We start from the raw sequence: 9,944 nt of genomic DNA, 5'->3' as shown, positions 1-9,944 counted from the left end.
CCAACGGTACAAGGTTCAGCGCCAACAGTGAATCAACCAGCACCAACGGTACAAGGTTCAACACCAACAGTGAGCAAGCCAGCACCAACGGTACAAGGTTCAACACCAACAGTGAGCAAGCCAGCACCAACGGTACAAGGTTCAGCGCCAACAGTGAATCAACCAGCACCAACGGTACAAGGCTCAGCACCAATAGTGAATCAAAAGAAAGTCGTTCAGCAAGAAAATAAGGTTATTCAAAAGACTGAGATTGTACAAGAGACAGAGGTAATTCAAAGAAATCATGTGAAGCAAGAAACAGAGAATGCTTTACAAGAGAATAATAAACGAACTGTGTTGGAAAGTGAGCATTTAGATGATAACGCTGAAAAAACGCCTGGCGTTCATGAAAATTTATGATTATAGAGCAATTAAATAAAGGAAAGGTGAGGATCTAATTGAGTTATGAAATTCCTAAAGAAATAAAATCACCTATCAAGTTGATTTTTTCGCTGTACGCAAAGGATTTATCCATTATTGGAGTAGGAACATTGTTCCTTTTAAATGTGGGCAGTGAATTTGTTCATAATTGGTTTGCCATTCCCTACTACATTGTAGGGTTTGGCGCTCTGCTTTTTATGGTTATGAGTTCTTCCACCAATCCAGGAAAACGAAATTATGTTGCATTATATTTTTTAATTAAACGTAATAAAACTACTTATCACCCTATTGATGCTAATGCGATAGAAAATGAAACTAAATACTCAAATGAAAATAAGGAGGAAAAGAGAAATGAGTACAGAGCAAAAATTAAATGATGCTGCAAGTGTTCCAACAATAGTTGTACCTGTAATAACAGATGAAGAAAAACCAGAGAAATCTGGTTTTTTTTCTATAAAGAAGAAAGAAAAGAAACCAAAAAAGAAAAAGAATATAAAGAGCGAAAAAAAAGAAAAAAAGCCAAAGGTTCGAGTGCCAAACCAAACTTTAAGCATGCTTCCTTTTGTAAGGTATGAGGGGAATCATATTGTTTTAAAAAATGGCGTTATGGATATTTTACAAATTACTACTACAGACTTAAATACACTGAATGAATCGGACGAAATGCTTATGATCTACCAAAGAGTTAGGTTCATGCGGAGTTATGCGTATGATTATAAAGAAGTATCTTTAAATTTTCCTTCTAATACATCTATCCAACAAGAGTATTGGAGGAAAAAAAGAGAAGAAACGCAAGATCCTATTAATCACAAATATATTGATCGTAAATTATTTGAATTGAACTTTTTAGAAGAAAAGAGAACTGATAGGGAGTTTTTCCTATTTATCTATGGTAGTAATAAAGAACAATTATCAGAAAGACGTAGAATGGCAGAGAACCATTTTAAAAATTCTTTTCCACTAGTAAGAATCACAAAAGAAAAGAAAATAGATGTGCTGTGTGTATTAAATAACCAAAATTCTAAATTGTAAGGAGGACTAATCATGGCGTTTGAATTAGCTAATATCATTCCTATGTTAGAAAAAAAGAAGCAAAGGGAAAATAAATCTGAGAAGAAACAGAAATATGATCTAGAATTTATTGCAAAAATTCAGCCGAGAGGTGGCATAAAGTTTGGTGATAACTATATAAAAAAAGGAGATGGCTATGAAGCTATTATTCACATAGTGGACTATCCTAAAAACGTAGATGCGAAGTGGATGAAAACAATAGCTACAATGAAGAATGTTATAGTGGCTACAGATGGTTCTACAATGGAGAGAAGTGAGTCGGTGACGAATATTAATAAGTCCATGTTAGAACAAAAAATGCGCTTTAGTAATGAAAAACAAGGGATTGCTCAATTGGATGCAGTTCAAAAACATGATGAGTTAACCAAACTATATCATCAAATATCACAATTGGGAGAAGTCATTAAGTTAGCTCAAATTCGTTTATACGTTCATGGAAAAACGATTTTGGAATTAGAAAAGAGTGTTGGGGATGTTTTAACGGAACTAGAGGCACAAAGCTTCAAGGGGACTGTACTTTTAAATGAACAAGAGCATGAGTGGAAAGCTTTGTTTAGCCCGTATGAAGAACAAATTACATACGCTAATAAGAGAGAAGGAAAGGGAATGCCTGGGCTTACATTAGCTGCTGGCCTTCCCTTTCATTATGCACAATTACGTGATCCAAGAGGATCTTATTTAGGGACTACATTTACTGGTGGTAGCGTGTTATTTGATTTGTTTCATAAAGATAAGCAACGTAGATACTATAACGGTGTACTTATTGGAGAAATGGGTTCAGGGAAAAGTACACTTCTTAAAAAGTTGTTTTTAGATAATAAAATTAGAAATAACTTTATTAGGGGATTTGATGTAACAGGAGAATTTGAGACGTTAATTAAAGAAGTAAACGGGCAAATGGTAGCACTTGATGGTACACAAGGTTTAATTAACCCGTTGCAAATTTATCGTTCAAGGATAGACGATGAAGATAAAAAAACAAAGGCAGAAATAGAAAATCATTCTTTCTTACAACATCTTTCTAAGGCAGCTACTTTCTATTGCCTGTTATCTCCACAAGTTACAGATGCAGATATTCAGGAATATAAAAAAGTACTTAGAGAATTCTATGAATCATTGGGGTTCTTAGAGAAAATAAAAACAACAGGTATAACTAATCTAAAAAATGAAGAGTATCCTATCTTCTCACAATTACTTGAATACGTTAAGAAAGAGCTGTATTCGAATGTAGAAGAAAGAATTATTAACCCAACATTATCTCTTTCTAGATCGGCTCGTCTAGAGAAGATTGAATTAGCACTCGATGATATTGTAAATGGGTATGGTCATTTATTTAACGGGCATACAACTTTAGAAGATTTAACAAATGAACAAGTTGTATTCTTCTCTGTAAAATCATTACGTAGTTTAGAGAAAAAAGTTTTCAATGCTCAGATGTATAATGCATTTAGTCTAATTTGGGATCACCTAATTCAAATTGGTGAACCACAACGTAAAGCTGTTTATAAAGAAGGTTTTGACTTTGATCTTATTAGACGTTTATTAGTTATTTTAGATGAATCGCATTTAACGATTAATACTAGTAACCCAATTGCAGTAGACTTTATATTGGAATTTGCACGTGAAGCTCGTAAGTATTTTGGTGGGCTTCTTTTTGCTTCACAATCAATTCGAGATTATGTTTCGGATACAAAAAAAGATGACAGTGAAGTAGCAAATAAGATTAAAACACTATTCGAATTAACGCAGTATAAGTTTGTTTTACAACAAGATGCCAACTCATTAGATACATTAAGGTATATTTTCCAAGGTCAGTTATCTGAAAGTGAGCTAAGACAAATTCCATTATTACAGCAGGGAGAATGCGTTTTAGCCATTAAAGGTGTACAGAACTTAACAATGACAGTAGAAGCCTCCGAAGATGAAATAATCCTCTTTGAAGGTGGTCTATAGTGAATGGATATTAAAAAAATAATAATTAAAAAGATTTTTTTATGGCTTGGGATTCCTGGTGTTTTAATACTAGGAGTCCTTTTTATTGGGGCTATATCAGCAATATCAATATCTAGTTCTCATAAGTCCTCCAGCGGAAGTGGAGGAGGTTCTGGATTAATTATAGGGGCTGGTTGTAAATTAACAGGACAGGTTGATCGTACGAAGTTTGATGCCAAAATAAATCAATCTGGAGCGTTTGCTAATCATGCAGACGGATTTATGAAAGCAGCTGAATCAGCAAAGATTGATCCAGTCCTATTAGCAGCAATTGCACTTCATGAAACGGGATACGGGAAGTCAAATGCAGTTGTTAATAAAAATAATCCTGGAGGATTAATGGACCCAAAAACGAACTGGCAAACCCTACAGACTTTCTCAAGTTTGGAGGAAGGGCTTGTATATATGGCAGGGAACTTAAATAGACTTTATATCTCACAAGGACTAACAACTATTGATCAAATAGGTGGAAAATATGCACCAGTAGGGGCAGACAATGATCCAGGTGGGCTTAATAAATATTGGATTCCTACTGTTACAAAAATTGCTCAAGAATTAGGTGGAGCAATGCAATGTGAGGTTGTAGAAGGTGGAGGATCAGGAGAAATTAAAGTTGATGAAAATATGAAAGGAGACTTTCAATTTCCCTTTGTGGGAATCAATTATGTTGTTACAAGTGATTATGGCGGTCGTTGGGGAACACTTCATGCAGGGATAGACTTAGTGGCGTATCGTGGAGCACCGGTTAGTGCTGTGGGGGATGGAAAAGTTGTGGATGCTCGTTTATCTAGTTCGTATGGAAACATGGTTACAATTCAACATCCTAATGGAGTGTTTACACGTTATGCGCACATGGATGGATTAAATGTATCAACTGGACAAGAGGTAAAAAAAGGACAACAGATTGGGATACAAGGAAATACAGGAGACTCAACTGGAACACATCTGCATTTTGAAGCTAGGAGAGGAAATGATTATAAGCAAGGAACTTCTTTTGATCCAAGACAGCTATTGCCATTTCCACCAAGCCAATCTGCCAATCACTAAATAAAAGGAGGCTTTCGCTTGTCTGCATATAGAGTTGGAAGTAATCAAAATAAAATTTACTATGCTATTATGATAGGAATTGTTGTCATTTTAACCGTTTGTTTAACATCAAAAGAGTTTATGTTTAATGACGATCCTATTGTTCAAACTGAATTTAATCGTCCGTTACCTGGGTTGAATTATACTACTGTTTATCTAAAAAAGTGGGAATACAACCCAGATAAAGACATAATGCAAGTTCACCTTAAAACAGGAGAAAAAAGTGGAACGTATGTAAGTACAAAATTATCTTTTATAGCTAAACAAAAAGGAAATGCTAAAGAACTACCAACGAAAGTTGTGTTTAATCAAGGGGATATGTATGTTATCCAAATTAGTGAAGTGCCAAAAGAATATAAGGTCATAGGTTTATTTGTAAATGAAAAAGCAGAGATTGATTCATTTGAAAGTAGTACAACTATCGAAGGTGGAACAATTCAAAAAGAAGAAAATAATAATCTAAAAGAGAAGAAAATTGTTTTAACAGGGGATTATCGAAAGATAAAAACAAACAAAGAACTATTAAGAAAAAATGCTAATGAGTATGCTCAAGATGAAACGGAAGAAGAGTTACAATCTGTAAAGATAGAAATAAAAAATGTAAAGAAAACAATCCCATTACAAGATGAATTATCAGATAAAATTGTAAATGAGATTGAAAGGATTGAAGCAAATAAGGCATATCAAACTGAAGAGGAAAAAGAAAAAAGTGAATCAGAAATTCAAAAAAGAAAGCTTCAAATAGAACAATATAAAAAGAGAAAATTAGAGCTAGAAAGCAAAATAAAAGAGCTAGAAGCAAAAGAGAAAAATCTTCAGAAGAAATTAGAAGATCAGCGTAAAAAGTTTAATCTAGCAGAATGAAATTAAAAGATTTTAGAAGTAAGATAGAAGTATAAACATTACGAATATAATTATCTGATAATTTTTTGATTGTATTAAAAAGTTATCAGATAATTTTTTTGCTATTATAAAGATTTTTGTGGTTCAAAAATAGATTGGAAAAATTACATTGAAACTACATTGGATAGTACATTGAAAATACATTGAAACCACACTGAAACTACATTGAATTTCTCTTTCTCATGATATCACGTTTTTGTTAGGCTCTGCCTAACCTGTCACCTTCGGTGATAGCAAAAAACCCTTATGCTCTTGCAATTAAAATCACTAATTTGGAGGTTTCCCATATGAACGTGTTAATCCGTGATCTTGATCCTAGTATAGTAAAACGAATTGACGAACTAGCAAAGGCAAAAAAAATTTCTAGACAAGAATTTTTGCATAGGTACATTAGTAATCTTGCAGTACTTCAAGATATGAAAGACTTACAAGATAAACATATAGAATTACAAAAACAAAGTATGATCCTAATAAAACAAAACACACAAACAATGAATCGTATGTTGCGAGTTATTGAAGAGATTGAATTGGAGAATGAATAAATAAAAATATTGAAAGGGGCTTAAATATGTCTAAGAAAAAGATGGATAAGACTTATTATTTAAACGAAAATACGGTGGCATATATAAAAGATTATGCAGAAGAAAAAGGAATCAAGCCTAGTCATGCACTAGAAAGAATTATTGCTGAACATCAAAACCAAAATCATGATTTATTAGAACAAATTAAAGGAGCAGTTAAAGAAGTTGTTCATGAAGATTTAGGAAGAATTAGAGCTGGTACAAATTTAGCTGATAAACATACAAGGATGTTATTACAATTTGCAAATCACTATTTTACAGTGAATAAATTTGAACGATTGGCTACAACAAATCAGTTTATGTCTAAAGGCATGGTACAAGCAGAAGAGTTTGTTAAAGACCAAATTTCAAATGCTCGGATGAAAAAGTTAGAAAGACAAAAAGGCATAAGTGATTCAAATTAGGGAGGTAATATATGAATACGCCTGGTGTAGTAATTAAAAGTCAATTCGTATATTCCAAAAATGATTTTAGTAAAAATCTAGATAAAGAATTCGGGGATTATATTGATTATATCGGAAGAAAAGATGCTATTGAAAAAGAAAGAAATGAATTTAGTTCCTATCAAGATTATATGGGGAATGAGGAAAAAACGTCTTCGCTTTTTACAAAAGAGGAAGACGTAGTTTCATTAGATGGTAAGAATAGATTAAAAGAAGCCTTTAAAAAGGCACAAAAAAATAAAAGTGTTTTATGGCAGGATGTAATTAGTTTTAACAATGAATGGCTAGAGAAACACGGTATTTATGATTCAAAAACCAAAACTTTAGATGAAGAGAAATTAAAAGATATAACAAGAAAAGCAATGGACGTTATGACGACAAAAGAACGATTACGTGATACAGCAATTTGGTCAGCAGCCATTCATTATAATACGGATAATATTCATGTTCATGTTGCAATGGTCGAACCTGTACCGAGTGCCGGAAGGATAATCTCCAAAGGCAGATTTAAAGGAATGCATCGAGGAAAAAGAAAACAAAAATCAATTGATGCAATGAAATCAAAAGTAGTAAATAGCATTATGGATCGTAGCGAAGAGTACAAAAAAATTAATGATTTAATTCGAAATAAAATTGTTAAAGGCAAAAAAGATGTGCAGCTTTCTGAAAAAAGAAAAATGAAAAAGTTGTTTGTCGAAATTATGAAAGAGCTACCTGAAGATAAAAAACAGTGGCAGTATAACTATAATTCTATTAGCCATGTAAGGGATAAAATAGATCAATTAAGTGATATGTACATAGAGAAATACCATAAGAAAGAGTTTAAAGAATTAAAAGAGAAATTAGAAGAAGAAATGAAGATTATGAAAGAAGCTTATGGGGGAAGTGAAGAAGATAAAAAACGTTATAGTCAATTTGGTGATACAAAGGTTAATGATTTATATACTAGATTGGGGAACGCAGTCTTAAAAGAAATGAAGCAGGTAGCAAAAGAACAACAACAAGCTAAATTTCAAAAGAGAAAAAATATTTTTTCTCGTGGTAAACGTATACGATCTGGTTTTCAACAACGTACAAATATTATGAGAAGCTTAAAAGATATGAACTATCATATGAATAATGAATATGAAAAATGGAAGAACCAACGACAATATGAACAATTACAAGAACAAATTGAAAACGGATACGAGAGATAAAAATGAGAGTTTATTGGGAGTATGGTGAGAGGGAAGTACCTGTTTTTAGAGATATAATTATATTATGAGGTTTAAACTAATAATTTCTTTTAAATAAATTAGAAGGGGGAATATAATGTTAGCTTTCTTTAAAAATAAGATTGTTAAGGACGATGTTTATTTAGCATGTGATTATGATTCTATTGAAAAAAAACTAAACCATTATCCAGAAGTAAAAAATAAGTTAGATTCATTTTCAGAAGAGATTTTATTTGAATTAGGATACAGTGTTCTTATGGATGCTATTCTTAACATAAGAAATTTATCCTATGGAGAAGATACTTTACTTGGGAAAGATTTTGCTTCATGGATGTACTTTATTAGTAATGATGTTCATAATATCCCAGCTAAATTAAAAGAAAAAGAAGTTAGTCATTTAAAAGAAGAGTTAGCACAAACCATTATGACGTTATACTCTTTAAAAGAATCTCAAATAGATAAAAGTTATATAGTGATTTCAACAACAAATATTGATGCGCTTTTAAGTAAATATAGTTAAGTAGGAGGCTTTTAATGTGAAAGCCTCCTTTTTATATGGGAAATTAGGAGGAACTAAAATGAAAAAAGTAATGAATATGATTCAAACAGAAAATATATTACTGGTCACTCCTTTGGAGTGGAATATGATTTTGAATAAAGAAAAGTGGGTGGTTTTTCAAAGCGAAATTAGCGAAAAACTAATACAAAAAATCAATGAATGTTTCCCTAATGAAAGAAGGGCTTGTATATCAGAAACATTTCTTTTAAAGGATAAAGAAACAGGGGAATTATTAGGTGAAGCGAATGGATATGAAGTTTATTATCTACTTTATGATGTTGAAAAAGAAAGAGGATATAACAATAATTCATTTTTTGAAGGGGTAGTAGAAGCACGTTATTATGCAGTAAAAAATCTTTATTATGAATGGTGTTCTATGAAATCGTTAAAGCCGAATCCAAATGAGGGATGGTTTAAATCGAAAAAGTTTAATAAATACACCGATCAGATTGGTTGGGGTAGTAACTATGCTGTATTTATACAAGAAGTAATAAAATACTAATAGAAACTTTTAAATTAGCACTTTAAAAGTTTACAAGGCAAATAAATATTGGAAGGCGATAATTCATGAGGATCTTCATTAAAAATGGTGATATTACAAGATATGATAGTAAAGTTGATGTAATAGTTAATGCATGGAATAGAAACTTTTTACCACGTTATTTGTTAAATGAAGCTGGTGTTTCAAAAGCAATTAGGAAAAAGGCAGGTCATGAACCATTTAAACAATTGAAAAAAGAAGGTCTATTAAAGCTAGGTGAGGCGGTTATTACTTCATCTGGCTTTTTAAGTTGCAAAGCATTAATTCATGTAGCTGGCATTAATGCTTTGTGGAAAGCAACAGAGTATTCAATTAGACAGTCAACTTATAACGCATTGCAATTAGTAATAAAGAAAAAATATAGTTCCGTTGCAATGCCGATCATAGGCAGCGGTACAGGAGGATTAAAAAAAGAAAAGTGTTTAGCGATTATTAAAGATGAATGTAAGAAGTTTCTTCATCATGAAGTTGATGTATATATTATAGATTTTTGTACCTCTTAGCGAGCTATAAATCTGGTAGATAAGCTTCGAAAGGAGTTGGATATTGGCTATTTATCTTCATACATGTTAAAAGTTTTTTGTGAATCAATTTACAGTTAAGGGAGAATGAAATATGAAATTAAATCCAGAACAACATACATTATTTAATTTTGGTATTGAATTATATGAGCTCTATGAAAGAGAAGAATTACAAAATAGTGATCCATTTTTTGCTACTACAAGAATGCAATTATACAAGTCTGTATTATCATTGGCTGTTAGTTATGAGGTTTTAAGTGAAGAAGCAATTCTGAGGTATAAAGAATTAAGTGATTATGAAGAGCTGTTGAGTACCTTATCTAAAGATCATCCTGCAAGGTTCTATTATAACCATATTCAAAATTTATCACCTGGAATGAAAATGAGTATAAAAATAGACTTTAAAATTATAATGCAGCGTTTTTGGAAGCTAATTCAAGAAGTATTAGAAAGAAAAGAAGCTGATAAAGGAAGTAAGGATGAATAGAATCTAATTATAGATTGAAAGGAGGTGAATAAGTGAATAATTGGTTATTTGCGTTATGCATGATAGCTGTTGCGTGTGTTTTAAATGTGATTGTCTCATTTTTTATTAAAGGGGGGCGGTTACTTA

At 31.9% G+C, this 9,944-nt stretch carries 12 protein-coding genes and 1 pseudogene; all 13 read left to right on the top strand.

Features of this window, described 5'->3' with window-relative positions:
* A pseudogene (locus ACTFN4_RS29255) lies at positions 1-399 on the top strand (hypothetical protein); the annotation flags it as partial.
* Between the two features lie 38 nt (positions 400-437).
* Entirely contained in the window at positions 438-797 is a 360-nt protein-coding gene (locus tag ACTFN4_RS29250) for a DUF5592 family protein (RefSeq protein WP_085313647.1), read from the top strand.
* On the top strand, positions 772-1,452 hold the full coding sequence (locus ACTFN4_RS29245; RefSeq protein ID WP_439963250.1) for a hypothetical protein: 681 nt from the start codon (positions 772-774) through the stop codon (positions 1,450-1,452). Before ACTFN4_RS29250 ends, ACTFN4_RS29245 begins: the two co-directional genes overlap by 26 nt.
* Before the next feature lie 12 nt (positions 1,453-1,464).
* On the top strand, positions 1,465-3,444 hold the full coding sequence (locus ACTFN4_RS29240) for a VirB4 family type IV secretion system protein (protein WP_439963249.1): 1,980 nt from the start codon (positions 1,465-1,467) through the stop codon (positions 3,442-3,444).
* Positions 3,445-3,447: 3 nt separating this feature from the next.
* Entirely contained in the window at positions 3,448-4,530 is a 1,083-nt protein-coding gene (locus tag ACTFN4_RS29235) for a peptidoglycan DD-metalloendopeptidase family protein (protein WP_439963248.1), read from the top strand.
* Between the two features lie 18 nt (positions 4,531-4,548).
* The gene (locus ACTFN4_RS29230; protein ID WP_439963247.1) at positions 4,549-5,433 is read left to right on the top strand and encodes a hypothetical protein; all 885 of its coding nucleotides are present in this window, start codon (positions 4,549-4,551) and stop codon (positions 5,431-5,433) included.
* A 326-nt stretch (positions 5,434-5,759) separates the two neighbouring features.
* On the top strand, positions 5,760-6,014 hold the full coding sequence (locus tag ACTFN4_RS29225; protein ID WP_327939441.1) for a ribbon-helix-helix protein, CopG family: 255 nt from the start codon (positions 5,760-5,762) through the stop codon (positions 6,012-6,014).
* Positions 6,015-6,040: 26 nt separating this feature from the next.
* Positions 6,041-6,457 carry a hypothetical protein gene (locus ACTFN4_RS29220; protein ID WP_439963246.1) on the top strand — a complete coding sequence of 139 codons (417 nt, stop codon included), beginning with the start codon at positions 6,041-6,043 and terminating at the stop codon, positions 6,455-6,457.
* Between the two features lie 11 nt (positions 6,458-6,468).
* Entirely contained in the window at positions 6,469-7,692 is a 1,224-nt protein-coding gene (gene mobP2 / locus ACTFN4_RS29215) for a MobP2 family relaxase (protein ID WP_439963245.1), read from the top strand.
* A 115-nt stretch (positions 7,693-7,807) separates the two neighbouring features.
* Positions 7,808-8,230: a hypothetical protein gene (locus tag ACTFN4_RS29210; protein WP_439963244.1), complete on the top strand. Its 423-nt coding sequence runs from the start codon at positions 7,808-7,810 to the stop codon at positions 8,228-8,230.
* A gap of 58 nt (positions 8,231-8,288) precedes the next feature.
* Positions 8,289-8,771 (top strand): hypothetical protein, encoded by a 483-nt coding sequence (locus tag ACTFN4_RS29205; protein ID WP_439963243.1) that lies wholly within the window; start codon positions 8,289-8,291, stop codon positions 8,769-8,771.
* Positions 8,772-8,836: 65 nt separating this feature from the next.
* Positions 8,837-9,313, top strand: coding sequence for a macro domain-containing protein (locus tag ACTFN4_RS29200; protein ID WP_439963241.1), 477 nt, complete (start codon positions 8,837-8,839; stop codon positions 9,311-9,313).
* 112 nt (positions 9,314-9,425) lie between these two features.
* Complete coding sequence (locus ACTFN4_RS29195; RefSeq protein ID WP_439963240.1) at positions 9,426-9,818, top strand: hypothetical protein; 393 nt, start codon at positions 9,426-9,428, stop codon at positions 9,816-9,818.
* Positions 9,819-9,944: the final 126 nt, after the last annotated feature.

The organism is Bacillus cereus group sp. MYBK95-2, from assembly GCF_051915225.1.
In the GTDB taxonomy this organism is placed as follows: domain Bacteria; phylum Bacillota; class Bacilli; order Bacillales; family Bacillaceae_G; genus Bacillus_A; species Bacillus_A cereus.
The sequence above is the reverse complement of the archived record's forward strand: the minus strand, read 5'-3'. Positions and strand labels throughout refer to the sequence as shown.